The organism is Streptomyces cinereoruber (genome assembly GCF_009299385.1).
Classification (GTDB): Bacteria; Actinomycetota; Actinomycetes; order Streptomycetales; family Streptomycetaceae; genus Streptomyces; species Streptomyces bikiniensis.
This window is the reverse complement of sequence record NZ_CP023693.1, coordinates 5,840,645-5,861,732: the sequence shown is the minus strand read 5'-3', so window position 1 is coordinate 5,861,732 and position 21,088 is coordinate 5,840,645. Positions and strand designations below refer to the sequence as shown.

Here is a 21,088-nt window from a genome sequence, read left to right as displayed (position 1 = left end):
GCCCGGAGGAAGCCGCTCGACGTACCGGCGGCAACGCTCCGTCAAAGGTCGTGCGCACCGCGGCCCGGCCGTGCACCACCGGCGCCACGACGCCCCTCTGCGATTGTCTTATCCTACGGAAGCACACCGGTGGATCCTCAGGCGGCGCAGAAGGACTCCGACAGCTCCCGCGGGGTACCGGACCCTTGGTGTCCGGTGCTCGACGGCTCTCGGGAGCGGCCTGCGGCAGGCGCTTCGCCCAAGGGCCGGAGCGAACGAAAGGATGGTCTGTGACGCGCTCGGAGGACGGCGGGCCCGCCACGCCGTCGACGGCTGTGACCGGGGTGTTCGGCGCCGACAAGGGGATCGGCGAGGACCTCGCCCGGGTGGACTGGTCGGCGACGCCGCTGGGGCCGCCGCAGGACTGGCCGCAGAGTCTGCGGACCGCCGTGAGCATCCTGCTGTCCTCGAAGTTCGCCATGTGGATGGCCTGGGGGCCGGAACTGACGTTCTTCTGCAACGACGCCTACCGGCGCGACACCCTGGGACAGAAGTACCCCTGGGCACTGGGCCGGCCGTCCAGCGAGGTGTGGTCCGAGATCTGGAGCGACATCGGTCCGCGCATCGACACCGTCCTGACCAGCGGCGAGGCGACCTGGGACGAGGCGCTGCTGCTGTTCCTCGAGCGCTCCGGCTACCCCGAGGAGAGCTACCACACCTTCTCCTACAGCCCGCTGCGCGACGACGACGGCGCCGTGGTGGGCATGCTCTGCGTGGTCAGCGAGGACACCGAGCGGGTCATCGGCGAGCGCCGCATGGCCACTCTGCGCGACCTCGGCTCCGACCCGAGCGTCATCCGCACCGAACCCCAGATGTTCGACTTCGTCGCGGGGCAGCTCGGCCGCAATCCGTACGACCTGCCCTTCACTCTGACCTACCTCTTCCAGGAAGACGGTTCCGCCCGCCTCTCCTCCCTCACCGGAGTACCGGACGGCCACCCGATGGCGCCGGAGACGCTCCCCGCGGACTCCACGTCCGTGTGGCCGACGGACGCCCCGACCCGCGGGGAGTCCCTGCTGGTACCGCTGGACGGCGAGCCGTTCCGGGACCTGCCCTCCGGAGGGTGGGAAGAGGTGCCCACCCAGGCGCTGGTCGTTCCCCTGCACCAACAGGGCGCGGCCCCCTACGGGTTCATGGTGGCCGGCCTGAACCGCTACCGCGCCCTGGACGAGGGCCACCGGGGCTTCCTGGAACTGGTCGCCGGACACGTGGCCACCGGGGTCTCCAGTGCCCGCAGCTACCAGGCGCAGCAGCGCCGGGCCGAGGAGCTCGCGGAACTCGACCGCGCCAAGACGACCTTCTTCTCCAACATCAGCCACGAGTTCCGCACCCCCCTGACCCTGATCATGGGGCCGCTCCAGGAGCTGCAGCAGCAGCTCGCCGACGCGGAGCCGCGCGTGCGGGAGGAACTGAGCGCCATTCACCGCAACGGGCTCCGGCTGGGCAAGCTGGTCAACACGCTCCTCGACTTCTCCCGCATCGAGGCGGGCCGGATGCGGGCGAGCTACGAGCCGGTCGACCTGGCCGCGATCACCGGCGAACTGGCCAGTGTGTTCCGCTCCGCCGTCGACAAGGCCGGCCTGGACTTCCAGGTCGACTGCGCGCCCCTCCCCGAGCCGGTGTACGTCGACCGCGGCATGTGGGAGAAGGTGGTCCTCAACCTGCTCAGCAACGCGCTGAAGTTCACCTTCGACGGCATGATCCGCGTGGGCGTGCGCGCGGAGGACGGCGAGGCCGTGGTGACGGTCGCGGACACCGGGATCGGCGTGGCCGCCGAGGAGATGCCCCGGTTGTTCGAACGGTTCCACCGCATCGAGAACGCCCGCTCCCGTTCCGGCGAGGGCAGCGGCATCGGCCTGGCCCTGGTGAAGGAGCTGGTCGGCCTGCACGGCGGCACCATCGCCGCCGTCTCCACCGAGGGGGAGGGCACCCGCTTCACCATCCGGCTGCCCTTCGGCTCCGCCCACCTGCCCGCCCACGCCGTCCGGCCGGAAATGGGCACCACCGCGCCCTCCGCCGCCGATCCCTTCGTCCAGGAAGCCCTGCGCTGGCTGCCGGGCGAACGGACCGAGGAGGCGACCGACGCGTTCGACGCCGCCCCGGACACCGGCGACGACGCGCGGCTCCCCCGTCCGGCGGCCCCGGCGCGGGTGCTGATCGCCGACGACAACGCCGACATGCGCGAGTACCTCACCCGGCTGCTGCGCGGCGCCGGCCACTCGGTCCACGCGGTCGAAGACGGCCGGCAGGCCCTCGACGCCGTCCGCGCGGAAGCCCCCGACGTCGTGGTCAGCGACGTGATGATGCCCCGGCTGAACGGCCTGGACCTGGTCCGGGCGCTGCGCGCCGACCCGCGCACCGCTTCGGTGCCGGTCCTGCTCCTGTCCGCCCGCGCCGGGCAGGAGGCCTCCATCGAGGGTCTGCGGGCGGGCGCTGACGACTACCTCGTCAAGCCGTTCGCGGCGGCCGAACTCCTCGCCCGGGTCGAGGCCAACGTGAAGCTGGCCCGGCTGCGCAACCATCACGCCCGGTGGCGCACCGCCCTCATCGACTCCCTCCAGGAGGCGTTCTTCGTCTGCGACGAGGACGGCGCGGTCATCGAGATCAACGCCTCCTTCACCACCATCCTCGGTTACGGTCCCGAGGGCCTGCCCTACCGGCCGGTCCACCCCTGGTGGCCGGACGCCGCCGTCCAGCCCGAGGCGCACCGTCAGGTCGCCGAGGCCTTCGCCACGCTGACCGGCCAGGAACGGGGCAGCTACACCATCCCCGTCACCCACCGCGACGGGCACCGCTTGTGGGTGACCGCCACCTTCAACCAGGTCCAGGACCCCGACACCGATCGCACCGTGATCGTCGGGACCTTCCGCGACGTGACCACCGAGCACTACGCCGTCCAGCGCGAGACCGCCCTGGCCGCCCTGGGCGCCCGCCTGTCCCAGGCCACCAGTCTGTCCGACGCCACGGCCGGCGCCCTGGAGGAGCTGAAGGAGGTGTGGCGCGCCCGGAACGTCGCGGCGGCGGTCTTCGGCCACGGCGACGAACCCGTCCTCACCTCCACCGACCCCTCCCTCACCTGGCGGGAACTGCCCGCCGAACACCGTGACGCGCTCGCCGGCCTGTGCCGGCAGCCGGAGCTCACCCCCGTCACCGACCCGGGCGGGGCGGCCGTCCTCCTGGAGCACCCCGACGGCCCGCTCGCCCTCCGGATCGACCTGGAAGAACAGCGCCCCTTCACCGGCGAGGACCAGCTCCTGCTGTCCCTCCTGGCCGGGCGCCTGGCCCAGGGCCTGGCCCGCGCGCACCAGATCGACCAGCAGCGCGAGACCGCCATCGCCCTGCAGCGCGCCATCCTCGGCCCGTCCCACCTGCCCGAAGGCTTCGCCGTCCGCTACGAGCCCGCCACCCGGCCCCTGGAGGTCGGCGGCGACTGGTACGACACCGTCACCCTGCCCGACGGCCGCATCGGCATCGTCGTCGGCGACTGCGTCGGCCGCGGCCTGGAGGCCGCCAGCGTCATGGGCCAGTTGCGCAGCGCCTGCCGCGCCCTGCTGCTGCAGGACGCCGGCCCGGCCCAGGCGCTCATGGCCCTGGACCGCTTCGCCGCCGGTGTCCCCGGTGCGATGTGCACCACCGTCTTCTGCGGGGTCCTCGACCCCGGGACCGGAGCACTCACCTATTCCAGCGCCGGACACCCCCCGGGCATCCTGGTCCTCGCCGACGGCACCACCCGGCTCCTCGAGGACGGGCGCTCCCTGCCCCTGGCCGTCCGTCCCGGTGCCCCGCGCCCCGAGGGCCGCTGCGCCATATCGGCCCGCTCCACCCTGCTGCTGTACACCGACGGCCTCGTCGAACGCCGCCGCCGCCCGCTCAGCGCGGGCATCGACCAGGCCGGCAAAGCGCTCCAGGACGGCCGGGACACCGCGATCGACGAGCTCGCCACCGACGTCATGTCCCGGCTGGCACCCGCCGACGGCTACGACGACGACGTCGCCCTGCTGCTCTACCGGCACCCGGCCCCGCTGGAGATGTCCTTCCCCGCGGAATCGGGCCAGCTCGCCCCCGTCCGCAAGGCTCTGCGCGGCTGGCTCGACCAGTGCGACCTGCCACCGGGCACCGTGCAGAACATCCTCGTGGCGGCGGGCGAGGCGTGTGCCAACGCCATCGAGCACGGACACCGCGACGCCCCCGGCGACACCGTCTACTTCCGTGCCGAGGCGTCCGTCGACAACCTGCACCTCACCGTCACGGACACCGGAAGGTGGAAGGTCCCCCAACCCGAGCGCAATGCCCACCGCGGCCGCGGCATGGCCTTGATGCGGGCCCTGATGCAGCAGGTCACCGTCACCCAGGGCCCCACCGGGACCACCGTCGCCATGCACACAAGGATCGCCTGATGACCACACTCCTGACCCTCACGCCCGGTCGACGTCCGGACGGCACGGCCGTGCTGACCGCGGTCGGCGAGATCGACATGAGCAACACGAGCAGCCTGGCCGACGCGCTCGACAGCACCCCGGGGCCCCTCGTCCTCGACCTGACCGCCGTCGATTACCTCGACAGCGCCGGCCTGAGCGTCCTCTTCTCCCACGCCGACCGACTCGAACTCGTCGCCGGTCCGCTCCTGGCCCCGGTCCTGACCATCTCCGGGCTGACCGGCCTGACCACACGCCACTGACGCGTGCGCCGAAGGGCCCGGTGTGGCGCGCCGACGAGGGGGCAGGAGTTCGGTCCGACCCCGGCGGTGGCGAGGCCGGGGAACAGGATTCCGGACACATCCGGATGAAAGTATCATTTTCCTGATCTTCACCACGGGTTCCCGCCGGGAACCGCATGCGGAGGGAACTGAGGGTGTTCGCGGTAGACGTCAGACGGGACACGCGGGGAGTGGTATTCGTGCTGCGCGGGGACCTCGACTTCCACAGCGCGGTGCAGTTGTACGAGGCCGGTGACAGGGAACTGGGTACGCGGGAGGACACGGGTGCGGTGGTGATCGACTGCTCCCACCTCACGTACTGCGACTCCACCGGCATCACCGCCCTGCTGAAGCTGTACAACCAGCTCTCCGGGCAGGGCCGGGTCCTGCGCCTGGCGGCGGTGCCCGCCTTCCTGGACCGCCTGTTCAACCTGACGGGACTCAACCAGATCTTCTCCCTGTACGCCGACGCCGACGAGGCCCTGGCCGCGCACGCGGCCGACCACGGCGCGCTCGCCGCGGGCACCGACGAACCGGTGCGGCCGAGCGGGGAAAACGTCGGATGACGGGGGTGTCAGGACGGCGGGCGCCCCGGTCCGCCCAGGTGCCGACGCCACGCGCCGTCGACAGCGGCACGGAGGACGACCTGCGGGCCCTGTTCGGACACTCGATGGCCGTGTTCGCCTCCCTGGCCGGGCCGGCGCACATGCTGGAGGCGGCCAATCCCGCCTTCTTCGCGGCGATCGGCGGACCCGAGCGCACCCGCACCGGGGTGCCGCTGGGGCGGCTCATGCCGGAACTGGTCGCCCAGGGGTTCATCGGTCTGCTCGACCGGGTCTACCGCACGGGCAAGGCCCACGTAGGGCGCAACGCCCGGGTGATCCTGGGGGAGGGGGAGAAGGCGCGCGAGGCGTTCTTCGACTTCACCTACGAGCCCCGCCTGGACGGCGGCGGCAACGTCATGGGCGTACGGGTGATCGGGGTGGAGACCACCCAGGTCCAGCACGCGCAGCGGTTGACGGCCGAACACCGGGCCCTGCTCGAGCAGATCGCCCGCCAGGCCCCCCTGCCCGAGGTCCTGGAGGGCATGGCCCGCGCCATCGAGGAGCTCGCTCCCGAAGAGGTGCTGGTGTCGGTCCTGCTCGCCGACGCCGACGGGGGCCACCTGCGCCACGGCGCGGCCCCCAGCCTGCCCGACTTCTACAACCGGGCCATCGACGGCATCGCCACGGGCGAGGGCGTGGGCTCCTGCGGCACCGCCGCGCACCGCCGCCGGCCGGTGATCGTCACCGACATCGCCACCGACCCCTTCTGGGACGACTTCCGCGACCTGGCCGGGAAGGCCGGCGTGGCCGCCTGCTGGTCCACCCCGATCCTGGCCCGCGACGGCTCGCTCCTGGGCACCTTCGCGATGTACCACCGCACCCCGCGGACCCCGCGGGAGGCCGACCTCGCGCTCGCCCGGGTCTTCGCCGACACCGCCGCCCTGGCCATCGAGCGCCACCGGGCCGAGCAGGCGCGCCGGGCGGCGGAGGCCCGCGAACAGGCCGCCCGCGACGACCTGGCCTTCCTCCTGAACGCGAGCACCGCGCTCTCCTCCGACCTGGACGCCCCCCAGACGCTGAACCGCCTGGCCACGGCCTGCGTGCCGCGACTGGCCCCGCTGGGCACGGTCGACGTGGTCGAGGGCGGCCGGGTGCGCCGCGTCGCCACCGCCGCCCCCACCCGGCACCAGCAGGACCTCCTCGCCTCGCACATCCCCGTCTACGACGCCGCCGACGACGCCGTCGCCCGCGTCCTGGCCTCCGGCGTGACCGAGGTGGCCCGCCGCACCCCCTCCGGGCCCGGTCCCTGGCACGAGCTGGGCGTCACCGGTTACGTGTGCCTCCCCCTCCTCGACCGGGGCACGGCGTTCGGCGCCGTGACCCTGCTGTCCACCGGCGAGCACGCCTTCGACGGACACACCGTCGCCCTGGCCGAGGAACTCACCCGGCGCGCCGCCCTGGCCGCGCGCAACGCCCGCCAGTACACCCACCGCGCCGCCCTCGCCCGCGACCTGCAGGCCGGACTCCTCCTGCCCGACCTGCCCCGGGTGCCCGGCGCCAAGGTGGCCACCTACTACCACCCCGCCGGTGAGGGACTCGACATCGGCGGCGACTTCTACGACGTCTTCCCCCTGGAGGGGGGCCGGTGGGCGTTCCTGCTCGGTGACGTCTGCGGGCGCGGCGCCATCGCCGCCACCACCACCGCCCTGGTCCGTCACACCGCCCGCGCCGTGGCTCCCCTCCTGTCCGGCCCCGAGGCCGTCGTCGCGGCGGTCAACCAGGCCCTGGTCAACCGGCCCGCCGGACACGGCACCGGCTTCGTCACCCTCGTCCACGGCCTCCTCACCCCCACCGCACACGGTCTGGACGTCGAACTCGTCCGCGCCGGCCACACCATGCCCCTCCACCTGGACGCCCGGGGAACCGTCCGCACCGTCGACGTACCCGGCGCCCTGCTGGGCATCGGGCCCGAGACCCACCTCACCGCACACCGCCTCCTCCTGCGGCCGGACGAGAGCCTGTTGCTCTACACCGACGGCATCACCGAGGCCCGCGACGCCGACGGCGAACAGTTCGGCGAGGAGCGCCTCGTCGCGGCCCTGGCGGACGCCCCGCCCCGGACCGCCGACCCCCACCACGTCATCGACGCCCTCACCCGGGCCGTACGGGCCTTCACCGGCGACCACGGCATCGACGACGACCAGGCCGTCCTCGTCCTGACGGCCACCCGCCCCGAGGAGTGACGCCGGCCCCGACCGCCTCGGTGGCCTGCCGGTGGTCACGCCGTCGGTCGGCGATCGGCGATCGAAGGAGACGGCCTAGCCGCCCGGCATCATGCCCCCGCCGCCCTTGAGGCGTTCGATGTCCGACGGGCGGACCTTGATGACGAAGAGGGCGATCAGGGCGCCCACCACGGCGAAGATCGCCGCAGTGACGAAGCCCGCCGAGACGCCGGAGGTCAGTACCTGGTCGCTCCAGGGCGGTGGCAGTTGGCCGGTCTGCGCGAAGCGGGCCTTCTCCAGGGGGCTCGCCTGGGAGCGGAAGGCGGCGGCCTGCTTGACCGCCTCGTTGCGGCTGGCCGTGCCGAAGACCGTGACCAGGATCGACAGGCCGAGCGAACCGCCGACCTGCTGCATGGCGTTGAGCAGGCCGGACGCGGCGCCCGAGTCGCGCGGTTCGACGTTGGAGAGGGCCATGATGGTCAGCGAGACGAAGATCAGGCCCATGCCCATGCCGAAGACCAGGATCGGGCCGAGGATGCTCCCCAGGTAGGTGGAGTGCACGTCCGTCAGGGTCAGCCAGGAGAGGCCCGCCGCGGCCAGGACCGAGCCCGTCACCATGAAGGGCTTCGGCCCGTACCGGGGCAGCAGGTTCGACGTGAGTCCGGCGCCGACCGCGATGATCGCGCTGACCGGCAGGAACGCGAGGCCCGCCCGCAACGGGCTGAAGCCGAGGACCTGCTGCACGAAGAGGGTGAGGAAGAAGAACATGCCGAAGATCGCCGCCGCCAGACAGAGCATCATGGCGTAGGTGCCCGAGCGGTTGCGGTCGGCGAACATGCGCAGCGGGGTGATCGGCTGCTGGGAACGGCGCTCGACCAGGATGAACGCGGCCAGGAAGACGACCGCCGCGACGAACGAGCCGATCGTGTACGGATCGCTCCAGCCCTTGTCCGCCGCGCGGATGAACCCGTACACCAGGGCCACCATGCCGATCGTCGAGGTGAGCGCGCCGGTGAGGTCGAAGTGGCCGGGGCGCGGCTCCGACTCCTTGACGTGGCGGGGCGTCAGGAAGGCGATCAGGAGGGCGATGGGCACGTTGACGAAGAAGATCCAGCGCCAGTCGAGCCACTGGACGAGCATCCCGCCCGCCACCAGGCCGATCGCGCTGCCGCCGGCCGAGACGGCGGCGAACACGCCGAAGGCGCGGTTGCGTTCGGGGCCCTCGTCGAAGGTCGTGGTGATGAGGGAGAGCGCGGTCGGTGAGGCGATGGCGCCGCCGACGCCCTGGAGGGCGCGGGCGGCGAGGAGTTGCCACTCGCTCTGGGCCAGCCCGCAGAGGAGCGAGGCCAGTCCGAAGAGGAGCACGCCGAACATGAAGACCCGGCGGCGGCCCAGGATGTCGCCGAAGCGCCCGCCGAGGAGCAGGAGGCCGCCGAAGGTGAGCGTGTAGGCGTTGACGACCCAGGCCAGGCTGGTGGTCGAGAAGTCGAGGGCGCTCTGGATGTGCGGGAGCGCGATGTTCACGATCGTGATGTCGAGGACGACCATCAGCTGGCAGGAGGCGATCACGAACAGGGCGATGCCCTTGCCGTCTCCGCCGCTCCGGCGGGGAGCCGTGGCCGCGGGAGTCGTGGACTTCGGGGAGCTAGGCATGGGTGTTCACGGCGCGTACGCCCTCACGGAGGGAGTCGTGGGCCGGTCGGCCCACCCTTTCGACACTAAGCCCGGCCCCGGAGGACGACCACTCGATCAACCGGTCGGTCAGGCGTGCGCGGGCTCGTCCAGGACGGCGAAGCCGTCCAGCTCCACCAGGGCCTGTTCGTCCCAGAGGCGTACGACTCCGATCACGGCCATCGCGGGGTAGTCACGGCCCGCCAGTCTCCGCCAGATGCCGCCCAGTTCGTGGGCGTGGGCGCGGTAGTCCTCGACGTCGGTGGCGTAGACCGTCACCCGGGCGAGGTCGGCGGGGGTGCCGCCGGCGTGGCGGAGGGCGGTGAGGAGGTTGGCGAGGGCGGTGGTGAACTGCTCGGTGAGGGTCTCCCCCACGACCGTGCCGTCGGAGTCGAGCGCGGTCTGCCCGGCGAGGAAGACGAAGCGGGTGCCGGTGGCGGTGACGGCGTGGCTGAAGCCGGTGGGCGGGGCGAGGTCGGCGGGGTTGTGGCGGTGCAGGCTCATGGGGCCGGCTCCTTCCGGGGGGAGGCGTGTCCCTGCTCCTCATGATGGCCGTCGTACGGGTGCTCCTCATGGTGGCGGGCGTACAGGTCCTTCGCGATGATCGTGCGCTGGACCTCGGTGGCCCCCTCGTAGATCCGGGGCGCGCGGACCTCCCGGTAGAGGTGTTCCAGGAGGTGGCCGCGCTGGAGGGCGGCGGCGCCGTGCAGCTGGACGGCGGAGTCGACGACGTACTGGGCGGTCTCGGTGGCGAGGAGCTTGGCCATCGCGGAGCGCCGGGGCACGTCCGGGTCGCCCCGGTCGTACGCGCTCGCCGCCGCGTGGACGAGGAGGCGGGCCGCCTCGGTACGGGTGGCCATCTCGGCGATCCGGTGGGAGACGGCCTGCAGGTCGGCGAGGACGCCACCGAAGGCGGGGCGGGCGGCGGTGTGGGCGAGGGCCGCGTCGAGGGCGGCCTGGGCCATGCCGACGGCGAAGGCGCCGACGCTGGGGCGGAAGAGGTTCAGGGTGTGCATGGCGACCCGGAAGCCCCGGTCCGGGGCACCGAGGAGGTCGTCGGGGCCGACGGGCACGCCGTCGAAGACGAGGGTGCCGAGGGCGTGCGGGGCGAGCATGTCGAGGGGTTCGCCGCCGAGGCCGGGGCGGTCGGCGGGGACGAGGAAGGCGGTGACGCCCCGGGCGCCGGCGCCGGGGGTGGTGCGGGCGAAGACGGTGGCGAAGTCGGCCTCGGGGGCGTTGGAGATCCAGCGCTTCTCGCCGTGCAGGTGCCAGCCGCCGCGTCCGTCGGGGACGGCGTCGAGGGCGAGCGCGGCGGCGTCGGAGCCGGCGTCCGGCTCGGAGAGCGCGAAGGCGGCGACGGCCCGTCCGGCGGCGGCCTCGGGGAGCCAGCGGGCGCGTTGGGCGGGGGTGCCGAAGGCGGCGACGGGGTGGGTGCCGAGGCCTTGGAGGGCGAGGGCGGTCTCGGCCTCGGTGCAGACCCGGGCGAGGGACTCGCGCAGGAGGCAGAGGTCGAGGGCGCCGGCCTCGAAGAGGCGGGAGAGGAGTCCGAGGTCGCCGAGGGCGGCGACGAGGGGGCGGTTGACCCGGCCGGGTTCGCCCCGCTCGGCGAGGGGCTTCAGGCGTTCGGCGGCGAGCGCGCGGAGCTCCGCACACCAGGTGGTCTGTTCCGGTTCGAGCGAGAATGCGGGCATGCGGGCCCTCTCCGGCGCCCTCGGGCGCCCTCGTCACAGCGCCGCCTTACGGCGCCTCCGTCGTGGCGCCGCCCTCCGGCGCCCTCGTACCGGCGCCTCCCGGCACCCTTGTCGCGAACCGTTGACTGTCGTCACCGTCACGATACGCTCGTGGAGCAGCGGGCGACCCCACCACGACAGGGGGACGGACTCATGGAGCTGACACCCTCGGCGCACCTGGACACCTTCGCCCGCGACCGGCTGCCGCCGCCGGAGCGATGGCCCCGGATCCTCCTCGACGGACTTCCCGAGCTCGCGTACCCCGACCGGCTCAACTGCGGGGCGGAACTCCTCGACCGCACGGTGGAGCGGTTCGGTCCCGACCGGCCCGCCTTCCACGACGGCGACGGCGCGGTCTGGAGCTACGGGGAGCTGCGGGACCGGGTCGACCGGATCGCCCGCGTCCTCACCGCCGACCTGGGGGTCGTGCCCGGCAACCGGGTCATGCTCCGCGGCCCGACCACCCCCTGGCTGGCCGCCTGCTGGCTCGCCGTGATGAAGGCCGGCGGGGTCGCCGTCACCGTTCTGGCCCAGCAGCGCGCCCCCGAGCTGGCCGTCATGGCGGACGCCGCCCGCTGCACCCACGCGCTGTGCGACGCCCGCTCCCTCGACGAACTCCTCGCGGCCCGGATCCCCGGCCTCCGGATCACCCCGTTCGGCGGAGACGGCCCGGACGACCTGTTCGCCCTCGCCGCCCACCGTCCCGGCCCGTACGAGGCCGTGCCGACCGCCGCCGACGACGTGGCCCTCGTCGCCTTCACCTCCGGCACCACCGGGCGCCCCAAGGGCTGCGTCCACTTCCACCGGGACGTCCTGGCCGTCGCCGACACCTTCTCCGCGCACGTCCTGCGCCCGCTGCCCGACGACGTCTTCGCCGGCTCGCCGCCGCTCGCCTTCACCTTCGGCCTCGGCGGGCTCCTCGTCTTCCCCCTGCGGGCCGGGGCGAGCGCGGTCCTCCTCGAACAGGCCGGCCCGAAGCAGCTCCTCGCCGCGATCGAGCGGCACCGGGTCTCGGTCCTCTTCACCGCCCCGACCGCCTACCGGGTCATGCTGGACGAGCTGGCCCAGGGCACCGCCCCGGACACCGGCTCGCTGCGCCGCTGCGTCTCCGCCGGGGAGAACCTCCCCGAGGCGACCTGGCGCTCCTGGTACGCCCGTACGGGCCTGCGCCTGATCAACGGCATCGGCGCGACCGAACTCCTCCACATCTTCCTGTCGGCCGCCGACGGCGACATCCGCCCCGGCACCACCGGCCGTCCCGTCCCCGGCTGGCGCGCCAGGGTGGTCGACCGGGAGGGCCGGGAGGTCCCGGACGGCCGGGAGGGGCTGCTGGCGGTGTGCGGCCCGGTCGGCTGCCGCTATCTGGACGACCCCCGCCAGGCGGAGTACGTACGGGACGGCTGGAACGTCACGGGCGACACGTACGTCCGCGAACCCGACGGCTGGTTCCGCTACGTCTCCCGGGCCGACGACATGATCATCTCCGCCGGGTACAACATCGCCGGGCCCCAGGTCGAGGAGGTCCTCCTCGACCACCCCGACGTGGTGGAGACGGCCGTGGTGGGCCGCCCGGACGAACTGCGCGGCCAGGTCGTCGTCGCGTACGCGGTGGTACGGGCCGGGGTGCCGCGCGACGCGAGCACCGCCGCCGCGCTGCGCGCCTTCGTGCGCGCCCGCCTCGCCCCGTACAAGTCGCCCCGCGAGATCGTCTTCCTGGACGCGCTGCCGCGCACGGCGACGGGCAAGCTCCAGCGCTTCCGGCTGCGGGAGGCGGTGTGAGCCGATGCCCGGCGGTGCCCGCGCCCGCCCCCGTACCCGCGCCTGCACCCGTACTCGTACCCGCTCCCGCGTCCGCGCCCCGCGTGACCCCGTCTGACGTGTGCACATCCCCCTCCCCCACCGCCTAAAGTGATCACGTGGCCGAGCAGCACACCCCCCGATCCCTGATCGTCTCCCTCTACGGCGCGTACGGGCGCACGTCCGACGGCTCGCCGATGCCGGTGGCCGCGCTCGTCCGGCTGCTCGCCGTCCTCGGCGTGGACGCGCCCTCGGTGCGCTCCTCGGTGTCGCGGCTCAAGCGGCGCGGTCTGCTGCTGCCGCGCCGGACGGCGGGCGGGGCCGCCGGGTACGCCCTCTCGGAGGACGCCCGCCGGCTCCTGGACGACGGCGACCGCCGGATCTACGCCCGGAGCGAGCCGAAGCTCTCCGAGGGCTGGGTCCTGGCCGTCTTCTCCGTGCCCGAGGCCGAGCGGCACAAGCGGCACCTGCTGCGCTCCCGGCTCGCCCGCCTCGGCTTCGGGACGGCGGCGCCGGGCGTCTGGATCGCGCCCGCGCGCCTGTACGAGGAGACCCGCAACACCCTGGAGCGCCTTGACCTCTCCCCGTACGTGGACCTCTTCCGGGGCGACCACCTGGGGTACGCGGCGACGGCGGAGGCGGCGGCCCGCTGGTGGGACCTGCCCGCCATCGCCGCCCTGCACGAGGAGTTCCTGACCGCCCACGAGCCGGTCCTGCGGGCGTGGCGGGAGAGGCCGGGCGACCCCGGGGACGCCTACCGGGACTATCTGCTCGCCCTCGACTCCTGGCGCCGCCTGCCGTACGCGGACCCCGTCCTCCCGGCGGAGCTCCTTCCCGGCGACTGGCCGGGCCGCCGCTCGGCGGAGGTCTTCGCCGCCCTGCACGAGCTGCTGCGGGACCGGGGGGCGGAGTTCGTACGGCCCTTCCTCGCCGAGCACGGGGAGTAGGGCGCCGGGCGCGTCACCCGAGGGCCGCCGCCAGCGGGTGGGACGCCACCATCAGGACGACGCCCAGTCGGTGCACGGCGAAGCCGGTGCGCCGGGCCCGCATGATGTCGCCGCTCCGGAAGCCGAGCAGGTACTGCCGGAGGCGCAGCAGCGAGGCCGGCAGCATCAGGAGGACGAACCACCAGGGGGCGATCCCCGTCGCGCTCGCGCCCGCGATCGTCAGGAACTCGGCCAGGGACAGCGCGCCGATGAACCGCGCGTTGCCCCGCTCCGAGACCAGGGCGGCGACGGTCGGACGGCCCACGGCCCGGTCGCCGTCGACGTCGTTGGTGTTGGAGTAGACGCCGAACATCAGCGGCCCGAAGCCGAAGAGGACGGCCTGCACCAGGAGGAGGCCGGTGGCCCGGCCGGTGACCATGCCGTACGGCAGGATGACGAGCGCGAAGCCCAGGGCGACCAGGTAGACCTCCTGGAAGCCGTGGTAGCTGAGCTTGACGCCGTAGGAGTACTGGAGGGTCACCACCCACAGGACGACGAGCCCGATCGGGGTCCAGGCCGGGCGGTGCGGCGCGAGGAGCGCGGTGACCGCGAACAGGGCGGCGGCGAGGGCGGCGCAGGTCCAGGCGAACCGCAGGGCCTCGGGGACGGTCAGCGTCCCGGCCACCAGCGGCTTGCGGCGCACGTTGCGCAGGGGGTGGTCGGGGCCGTAGTTGGTGATGTCGCTGCCGTCGCGGAAGCCCGTGACGTCGTCGAAGGCGGTCATCGCCATCAGGAGGAGGACCTGCCCGACGAGGAAGACGCCGAAGAGCGCGGCGGTGCGCCCGGTGAGCGCGCCGGCGAGCGGTACGACGGCGGACAGGGCGATGAAGGTGCCCAGGTAGTAGTCGTACACGTCGAGCTTGCCGAGCCGCGCGTAGGTCTTGAGCCTGCCCTCCGCTGGGGCGGGGGGCGCGGGCGGTCCGGCGGGCGCGGTGGTCGTCGTGAGCGTGGAGTCGGTCATGTCGCCTCGGGGCTGTCTGTGGTGCGGTGTGCTGGTGGGTGCTCCGGCCGGGCCGGACGGCGGCCTTGTACGGAGTAGAGGACGCCGGTCGCGGCGGCGAACCCCGGGCCGTGCATCAGGGCCTCCAGCCGGTCGAGTTCGGCGCGCGTGAAGCCGGTGTCGAGGAGCCGGGGCGCGAGCTGGGCGAGGTGGTGGAGCTGGAGGCCGAGGGCCGGGGTCCCGGGGGCGCGCAGCAGCACGTGGGGCCGGATCCGGAGGTCGGTCAGGCCCGCGTCGCGGAGCGCGGCCGCCGCCCGGCGGCCCCAGGTCGGATCGCCGCCCGAGGCGCGCATCAGGGCCGCCTTGGCGTCGGTGAAGCGGGCGTAGAGCCGGGCGTCGTCCTCGGAGGGCGCGAGCAGGCACGGCTCGTGTCCGGCGTCGAACTCGTCGACCTGGAGGAGGCCGCCGGGTGCGAGCGCGTCGGCGAGGCGCCGCAGGACCGCCTGCCGTTCGGGCAGGTGCTGGAGGACCAGGCGGGCCACGACGACGTCGTAACCGCTCCCGGGCAGCGGGTCGTCGACCACGTCGTGGGCGAGGACGGTCAGGCCGGGTTCCGGTGCGATCCGGCCCGGTTTGAGGTCGGTGGCGGTGACGGTGCCGCCGGGCGAGACGAACCGGAGCAGGGCGCGGGCGACGCTGCCCGCGCCGGCCCCGATCTCCAGGCAGCGCATGCCGGGGGACACGCCCGCGTCCCGGAGGTGACCGAGCGTCAGGGGGTCGAGCGCCGCTTCGAGACTGGCGTGGTGGCGGGCGCTGTGCGGGCTGTCGTTGTCGAAGACGTAGCCGCGGGGGGCGGGGGCGGGCGGAACCGGGTCCGCCGTCGGTTCCGGCGGGTCGGCGTCCACCGGGTCCACCGTCCCCGGCCTCACGTCCACCGGCCCGTCCCGCAGGTCTCCGTGCTGCCCGTCAGGCGTTCGAGGAGGGGCACGCGCCGCACCTTCCCGGTGCCGGTGCGCGGGACCTCGTCCCAGCCGAGCACGACGGGGTCGGCGAGCAGCGGCAGGCCCGCGACGGCCTCCTTCCAGCGGGCCGGTTCGAGGACGCCGTCCTCCGTGACGACGACGGGCAGCGGGGCCGCGTCGGGGCGGGCGAGGACGACGCACTCCAGGGCCTCGGGCAGCCGGTCCTCCAGGACGTCCTCGGTCCGCAGGCAGCTGAACCCGGGGAGGTGGTCGACCTCCCGGTCGAGCAGCCGGACGCTGCCGTCGCGGGCGATCGTCCCGACGTCCCCGGTGTTCCACCAGCCGTCGTGGACCTTGGCCTCCCAGCGCTCCCGCTCGCCCGGGTAGTCGGGGGCGAGGGCCCGGGTGCGGCACAGGATCAGGCCGGGGGTGCCCGGGGGCACCGGCCGGAAGGTGTCGGGGTCGACGGCCTTCAGGCGGGTCTTCAGGGGGACGGGCCGGCCGAGGTCGCGCACGGTGGTCGGGGCGCCGTCGGCGGCCCGCGCCACGGAGCGGCGGGTGTGGAAGGCGAAGGTCAGCGGGCCGGTCTCGCTCTGCCCCCAGCCCTGCATCCACACCGGCCCGCGCCGCGCGCTCGCCCCGAGGTAGGCCCGGACGACCGGTGGGTGCACGGCGTCGTAGGTGCTGATGTACGTCCGTACGTCCCGGAAGGGGTTGTCCAGGCGGCGGGTCAGCGGGCGAAGCCGTACGTAGCGGGCCGGGAGGGCTTCTACGACGGTGGGCGGATGGGCGCGCAGCAGCAGGTCGGCGGTCTCGGGGCGGCCGGTGGAGTCGAGGGTGATGTGGCGGGGCGCGCGGACGGGGGCGACGGCGGTCCAGCAGATGGTGCGGCCGTGGGCGTAGGAGCTGGCGTTGAAGAGGGTGTCGTCGCGGCGCAGTCCGATGCGCGGCACCGGCCGGGTCTCGAAGCGGGCGAGGTGGTGGACCAGGGTGCGGGTGGTGTGCGCGACCAGTTTGGGCACGCCGGTGGTGCCGCTGGTGTGGACGACGACCAGGGGCGCGTCGTCGTCGCGGGGGTGCGGGCCGGGGTCGGGGTGTCCGGCCAGGTCGTCGATGTGCACGGTGCCGGGCGGGAGTTCGCCGCCGGGGCCGAGGACGACGGTGGTACGGGCCGTACCGGCGAGGTCCGCCGACGGGTCGCGGCCGAGGACGTCGAGGTCGGTGACCAGGACGCGGGGCGCGCAGCGGTCCAGGAGGACGCGCAGGGCGGCCGGCGGGAGGTGGTCGGAGAGCTTGACGGGGACGGCGCCGGTGCGGATGGCGGCGCAGGCGATCAGGTCGTAGTCCCAGTGGTTCGCCTTGACGATCGCGACGCGGTCGCCGGGTCCGGCCCCGGCGGCGGCGAGGGCGCCCGCCGTCTCCCGTACGAGCAGGGCGAGTTCGGGGACGGTCCACTCGGTGGCGTCGGCCCCGGCCGGTCCCGGGGTGAGGTCGAAGGGGCGGTCGAGGTGGAAGCGGGTGGACGTGCCGGCGTCGGCGAGTTCGTCGAAGAGGACGCCCAGGTCGTGGGGGGTCATGCTGCGGTCTCCTGCCGGAGGGTGCGGCCCCGGCGAGGGGCGAGGTGGGCGAGGACGCGGGCGGCGGCGAGCGCGCCCGAGCGGGCGGCGCCCTCGCTGGAGGGGCGGGCGGCGACCCAGTCCCCGGCGTACTCGACGGCGCGGGCCGGGCGGCGCAGGAACGCGCCGCGCAGGGCGAGGGCCCGGGGGGTGAGTTCGGGCATGGCCTGCGGCCAGTGGTGGACGTGGGTGGCGGTGAGGGACGCGCCGAGGCCGGGTACGTAGCGTTCGGCGGCGGCGGTGAGCCGGCGGGCGGCCTCCTCCTCGCCCGCTTCGACCAGTTCGGGGATGCGGCGCGGGGAGGCGAGCAGGCTGATCAGGCCGCGTCCGGCGGGGGCGCGGTCGGGGCACTTGAGGTGGTCGGCGATGAGGCAGGACAGGACCGGCTCCTCGCACTCCGGGGTGAGCAGCGCGTAGGCGCCGCCGCGCGGGGCGAGCGGCCGGTCGAGGGCGCAGCTGACCTTGTACATGGGCCGGTACGTGGAGGCGGCCGGGTAGCCGGTGGCGTCCGGGTCGGCGCCGTCGGTGAGCCGCAGCGCGACGGGGGCGGGCACGGCGAGGACGACCGCGCGGGCGGTGAGGGCGGTGCCGTCGACGGTGAGCCGGGCGTGGTCGCCGTGGTCGGTGACCTCCTCGACGCGCCGGCCGTAGCGGGTGTCGAGGCCGGCGGCGAGGCGGGTGGCGAGCAGGTCCATGCCGCCGCGGTAGGTGCGCCAGGCCGAGACCGGTCCGACCGCGAGCAGCAGGCCGACCAGGGGCGCGGCGGCGCTGCGTTCGGCGTCCCAGCCGAAGAAGGCGCCGGAGAGCGGCTGGAGCAGGTGGTCGTGGAGGTCGGGGTGGTGGCGGCGCGCGAGGGCGGCGACGGTGTCGGCGCCGAGCGGGGTGTCCTCGGGGTGGTCGTGGTCGAGGGCGGCGCGGTGCCGGCCGCTCCAGGCGAGGAAACGGGCCAGGGAGGGGCGGGCGGCGGGGACGAGTCCGGCGCCGGTGAGGACGGCGCGGGGTTCGCCGACGCCGTTGTGCGGCCGTCCGCCGCGCCAGACGGCCATGGGGCGGCCGATGCGGGGCACGTCGTCGGGGGCGAGTCCGGCCCGGCGGATGAGCTGCCAGGTGGCGCGGTAGCCCCGGGCGGAGATCTGTTCGGCTCCGGTGTCCATCAGGTAGCCGTCGCGGCGGAGGCTGCGCATCCGGCCGCCGGGGGCGTCGGCGGCTTCGAGGACGCACACCTCGTGGCCGCTGCGGCGCAGTTCGTGGGCGGCGGCGAGACCGGCGAGTCCGGCACCGACGACGGCGACGTCGAGGTCAGGGGTCATGCGGGGGTACTCCGTGGGGGGTGGGGGCGGCGTGGTCACGCGCGGGTGCGCAGGGCGTGGGCGCGGACGGTGTCGGCGACGTGTTCGACCTGGGCGTCGGTGAGCCGGTGGTGGACGGGGAGCGAGAGCTGCCGGCGGGCGGCGTCGCGGGCGTGCGGCCAGTCGGGTCCGGCGGGGTCGGCTCCGGTCCGTACGGAGGAGGCGGCGGCGACGGGGGCGAAGGCGGCCTGGTCGGGCAGGGTCGCCGGGTAGTAGACGTGGGTGTCGACGCCCTCGGCGTCCAGGTGGTCGCGCAGCGCGTCCCGGTCGTCGGCGAGCAGGGTGTAGACGTAGTAACAGCGGCCGTCGGTGCCGGGCGGCGGGGTGGTGAGGCCGGGCAGGCCGGCGAGGCGTTCGGTGTAGTGGGCGGCGATCCGGGCCCGGCGCTCCAGGCGCGCGTCGAGGCCGGGCAGCCGGTGGAGCTGGAAGGCGGCCTGGATCTCGTCGAAGCGGCTGTTGACGCCGATCACGTGGTGCAGGCCGCGGTGGACGCCGTCCTGACCGTGGTTGCGGAGCATGCGGACGCGGCGGCCGGTCTCCTCGTCCCGGGTGACGACGGCGCCGCCCTCGCCGGGCATGCCGAACGACTTGACCTGGACGAAGGAGTAGAGCCCGGCGTCCCCCCACAGTCCGGCGGGCGTGCCGTCGAGGACGGCGCCCTGGGCGACGGCGGAGTCCTCGACCAGGCGCAGCCCCTCGGCGGCGGCCAGGGCGGCGAAGCGGGGCATGTCGGCCATGACGGAGAACATGTGGGCGGGCATCAGCGCCTTGGTGCGGGGGGTGATGCGGGCCCGCGCGTCCTCGGGGTCGAGGGTGAGGGTGCGGGGGTCGACGTCGCCGAAGACGGGGACGGCGCCGGTGTGCAGGACGGCGGCGGCGAGCGGGGCGCAGCCGAGGGCGGGGACCACGACCTCGTCGCCGGGGCCGATGCCGAGGGCGGTGAGGATCAGGTGGAGGGCGGAGGTGCCGCTGGAGCAGGCGACCACGTCGGCGGCGCCGAGCCGGTCGCGCAGGGCGTCCTCGAAGCGGCGGGTGCGGTCGCCCAGGATGAACTTCTGGTCCGCGCCGGTGCCGATCTCGTACAGGAGCCGCAGGAGGGCGTCGCGGTCCTCGTGGAAGAGGTCGGGCGGGAAGAAGGGGACGCGGCCGCCGGTCGCGGGGCCGTCCCCGACGGCCGGGTCCTCGTGGGTGCTGGTCGTGGTCATGCGGGGACCCTCCCGGTGTGGAAGGCGCGGACGGTCGCGCAGACGCGGTCGACCTCGGCCTCGGTGAGGTCGGCGTACAGCGGCAGGGCGAGGGCGCGGCCGGCGGCGGCCTCGGCGACGGGGAAGTCGCCGGGCCGGTGGCCGAGTCCGGTGAAGCAGGGGTGGAGGTGCAGCGGCCGGGGGTAGTACGTCTCGGTGCCGATGCCCCGCTCCTGGAGGTGGGCGGCGAGCGCGTCGCGCCGCTCGGTCTCGATCAGGTAGACGTAGAAGACCTCGTCGGGGGCGCCCGTGACGGCGGGCAGCCGGGTGATGCCGGGTGTCCCCCGCAGCCCCTCGTCGTAGCGGCGGGCCAGGGCCGCGCGGTGCCGGACGTCCTCGTCGAGGACGGTGAGCTTGGCGAGCAGGACGGCGGCCTGGAGGTCGTCCATCTTGCTGTTGTGGCCGACGTACCGGGTCTCGTTGGAGATGCCGGGGAAGTGGGCGAGGGTGCGGCCCGTCCGGCCGTGGTGCCGCAGCGCGGCCACGCGCTCGGCGAGGTCCGGGTCGTCGGTGAGGACGGCCCCGGCGTCGCCGAGCGCGCCCAGGGTCTTGCTGGGGAAGAAGGAGAGGACCCCGCCGCGTCCGTGCAGTCCGGCGTGGACGCCGTGCTGCCGCATGCCGATGCCCTCGGCGCTGTCCTCCACGAGCGTCAGGCCGCGGTCGGCGGCGAGGGCGGTGAGCGCCGCCATGTCGGCCATGCGGCAGAAGAGGTGGACCGGCATCACGAACCGGGCGCCGTCCGCCGCGTCCCCGATCCGGCCGGGGTCCATGGCGTACGTGTCGGGATCGATGTCGGCGAAGACGGGCTGCCCGCCGGCCAGGACGACGGAGGTGGCGGTGGCGACGAAGGAGTACGCGGGGACCAGGACCCGGTCCCCGGGGCGCAGCCCGCACGCCTTCAGGAGCAGCACCAGGGCGTCGGTGCCGCTGTTGACCCCGATCACGTGCCGGGCCCCGGTGTAGTCCGCCAGGGCCTCTTCGAGGCGGCCGACCTGCCGCGAATGCGAGAACTTGCCGTCGGCGAAAATCTCGTCCACCCCGGCCCGGAGGTCCGGCCAGATCTTTTCGAATGTCTTCGCCTGGGAGAAAAAGGGAATGCTGGATAACGTCACGCGGAAACAATTCTTCTCGGCCGACGGCGCGCCGGTTTCGGCTGAGGTCGGTGTCAACTGAGGTCAGGTCGGCGGCCCGCGAAAATATGACGGGCGGGCCCGACCCCGCCTGAGGAAAGTCTGCCCGGTGAATCTAACAGCCGGAAGAATGAAGTCTCAAAGCCTCAAAGGAACTTCAT

15 protein-coding genes are annotated in these 21,088 nt (G+C 74.2%); 6 read left to right on the top strand and 9 right to left on the bottom strand.

The window, feature by feature from the left end:
* Nucleotides 1–269: 269 nt before the first annotated feature.
* From CP977_RS26440 to CP977_RS26425, 4 genes are all read left to right on the top strand, one after another.
* Entirely contained in the window at nucleotides 270–4,436 is a 4,167-nt protein-coding gene (locus CP977_RS26440; protein ID WP_152370919.1) for a SpoIIE family protein phosphatase, read from the top strand.
* Nucleotides 4,436–4,717, top strand: coding sequence for an STAS domain-containing protein (locus CP977_RS26435; RefSeq protein ID WP_062751742.1), 282 nt, complete (start codon nucleotides 4,436–4,438; stop codon nucleotides 4,715–4,717). The genes CP977_RS26440 and CP977_RS26435 overlap by 1 nt, the downstream gene beginning before the upstream one ends.
* Before the next feature lie 155 nt (nucleotides 4,718–4,872).
* Nucleotides 4,873–5,301, top strand: coding sequence for an STAS domain-containing protein (locus tag CP977_RS26430; RefSeq protein WP_079130984.1), 429 nt, complete (start codon nucleotides 4,873–4,875; stop codon nucleotides 5,299–5,301).
* On the top strand, nucleotides 5,298–7,523 hold the full coding sequence (locus CP977_RS26425; RefSeq protein ID WP_079130985.1) for a SpoIIE family protein phosphatase: 2,226 nt from the start codon (nucleotides 5,298–5,300) through the stop codon (nucleotides 7,521–7,523). Before CP977_RS26430 ends, CP977_RS26425 begins: the two co-directional genes overlap by 4 nt.
* A gap of 75 nt (nucleotides 7,524–7,598) precedes the next feature.
* On the opposite strand, the gene CP977_RS26420 is transcribed toward CP977_RS26425, so the two are convergent.
* The 3 genes from CP977_RS26420 to CP977_RS26410 form a co-directional block, all read right to left on the bottom strand.
* Nucleotides 7,599–9,155, bottom strand: coding sequence for an MFS transporter (locus CP977_RS26420; protein WP_079130986.1), 1,557 nt, complete (start codon nucleotides 9,153–9,155; stop codon nucleotides 7,599–7,601).
* A gap of 108 nt (nucleotides 9,156–9,263) precedes the next feature.
* Nucleotides 9,264–9,677: a RidA family protein gene (locus CP977_RS26415; protein WP_062751744.1), complete on the bottom strand. Its 414-nt coding sequence runs from the start codon at nucleotides 9,675–9,677 to the stop codon at nucleotides 9,264–9,266.
* The gene (locus tag CP977_RS26410; protein WP_062751745.1) at nucleotides 9,674–10,864 is read right to left on the bottom strand and encodes an acyl-CoA dehydrogenase family protein; all 1,191 of its coding nucleotides are present in this window, start codon (nucleotides 10,862–10,864) and stop codon (nucleotides 9,674–9,676) included. The genes CP977_RS26415 and CP977_RS26410 overlap by 4 nt, the downstream gene beginning before the upstream one ends.
* Nucleotides 10,865–11,056: 192 nt before the next feature.
* Between CP977_RS26410 and CP977_RS26405 the strand changes: the two genes are divergently transcribed.
* Together CP977_RS26405 and CP977_RS26400 are read left to right on the top strand one after the other, a co-directional pair.
* Nucleotides 11,057–12,682 carry an AMP-binding protein gene (locus tag CP977_RS26405; RefSeq protein WP_152370918.1) on the top strand — a complete coding sequence of 542 codons (1,626 nt, stop codon included), beginning with the start codon at nucleotides 11,057–11,059 and terminating at the stop codon, nucleotides 12,680–12,682.
* Between the two features lie 137 nt (nucleotides 12,683–12,819).
* Nucleotides 12,820–13,647: a PaaX family transcriptional regulator gene (locus tag CP977_RS26400; RefSeq protein ID WP_062751749.1), complete on the top strand. Its 828-nt coding sequence runs from the start codon at nucleotides 12,820–12,822 to the stop codon at nucleotides 13,645–13,647.
* 13 nt (nucleotides 13,648–13,660) lie between these two features.
* Here the strand turns inward: CP977_RS26400 and CP977_RS26395 are convergent, their stop codons facing one another.
* Genes CP977_RS26395 through CP977_RS26370 form a run of 6 tightly spaced genes read right to left on the bottom strand, consistent with a single transcriptional unit; the run spans nucleotide 13,661 to nucleotide 20,834 of the window.
* Nucleotides 13,661–14,647: a UbiA family prenyltransferase gene (locus CP977_RS26395; protein WP_062751751.1), complete on the bottom strand. Its 987-nt coding sequence runs from the start codon at nucleotides 14,645–14,647 to the stop codon at nucleotides 13,661–13,663.
* On the bottom strand, nucleotides 14,644–15,561 hold the full coding sequence (locus CP977_RS26390; protein WP_229991685.1) for a class I SAM-dependent methyltransferase: 918 nt from the start codon (nucleotides 15,559–15,561) through the stop codon (nucleotides 14,644–14,646). The genes CP977_RS26395 and CP977_RS26390 overlap by 4 nt, the downstream gene beginning before the upstream one ends.
* Entirely contained in the window at nucleotides 15,552–17,165 is a 1,614-nt protein-coding gene (locus CP977_RS26385) for an AMP-binding protein (RefSeq protein ID WP_183953358.1), read from the bottom strand. The genes CP977_RS26390 and CP977_RS26385 overlap by 10 nt, the downstream gene beginning before the upstream one ends.
* Nucleotides 17,162–18,514, bottom strand: a complete 1,353-nt coding sequence (locus CP977_RS26380; RefSeq protein ID WP_062751753.1) for a protoporphyrinogen/coproporphyrinogen oxidase — start codon at nucleotides 18,512–18,514, stop codon at nucleotides 17,162–17,164. The genes CP977_RS26385 and CP977_RS26380 overlap by 4 nt, the downstream gene beginning before the upstream one ends.
* 35 nt (nucleotides 18,515–18,549) lie before the next feature.
* The gene (locus CP977_RS26375; protein ID WP_109184217.1) at nucleotides 18,550–19,758 is read right to left on the bottom strand and encodes a DegT/DnrJ/EryC1/StrS family aminotransferase; all 1,209 of its coding nucleotides are present in this window, start codon (nucleotides 19,756–19,758) and stop codon (nucleotides 18,550–18,552) included.
* A complete protein-coding gene (locus tag CP977_RS26370; RefSeq protein ID WP_229991684.1) occupies nucleotides 19,755–20,834 on the bottom strand; it encodes a DegT/DnrJ/EryC1/StrS family aminotransferase in 1,080 nt (359 codons plus the stop codon). The genes CP977_RS26375 and CP977_RS26370 overlap by 4 nt, the downstream gene beginning before the upstream one ends.
* Nucleotides 20,835–21,088: the final 254 nt, after the last annotated feature.